A 492-nucleotide genomic window follows, 5' to 3' on the forward strand; every position below is an offset into this window, starting at 1 on the left:
TCGATGCGCGGGTGCGGCAACGGCTCAGCGCGCCATTCGGCATCGTCCGGCACCAGTACCGCTTCGTAGCCGTAGTACGTGCCGTGTTGTGCGTCGGCACTCTCCTCGGCCTGACTGGTGTACTGCTTGCCGTGATGCACCAGGCTCACCGGACGCCAACTACGGTTCATATCCTCGCGCGGGTGGCCCGTGAGCGCGAAGGCGATACCCGGTTGCAAGCGCGCGTCATCGCCACTGACGACCGCCACACGTGCATCGCGCCGGTGGCCGCGCAGCCGATCGTGAGTGAACGCCTTGCCGCTGGCTTCGTGTTTATATCGGCCCGGATAGTCGTAGCGGGCGTAGCCGCGGCCCTGATGATCGAGATCGGTGCCGTCGCGTGGGTACTCGTGGTTGAAGCGCGGATTCTTGAACGTGTAGTCGCGCTGCACCTGGCGCGCAGTACGCACGTTCTCGGTATAAGCGAAGGTCCGTAGGCTGGGTTGTGGCTGA

1 protein-coding gene is annotated in these 492 nt (G+C 64.6%); it reads right to left on the bottom strand.

Annotated elements, in window-relative coordinates:
- A partial coding sequence (locus JYJ84_RS37470) for a contractile injection system protein, VgrG/Pvc8 family (protein WP_275890780.1) occupies positions 1-431 on the bottom strand: 431 nt, incomplete at its 3' end.
- Positions 432-492 lie beyond the last annotated feature (61 nt).

The organism is Burkholderia sp. LMG 13014, from assembly GCF_905232215.1.
Classification (GTDB): domain Bacteria; phylum Pseudomonadota; class Gammaproteobacteria; order Burkholderiales; family Burkholderiaceae; genus Burkholderia.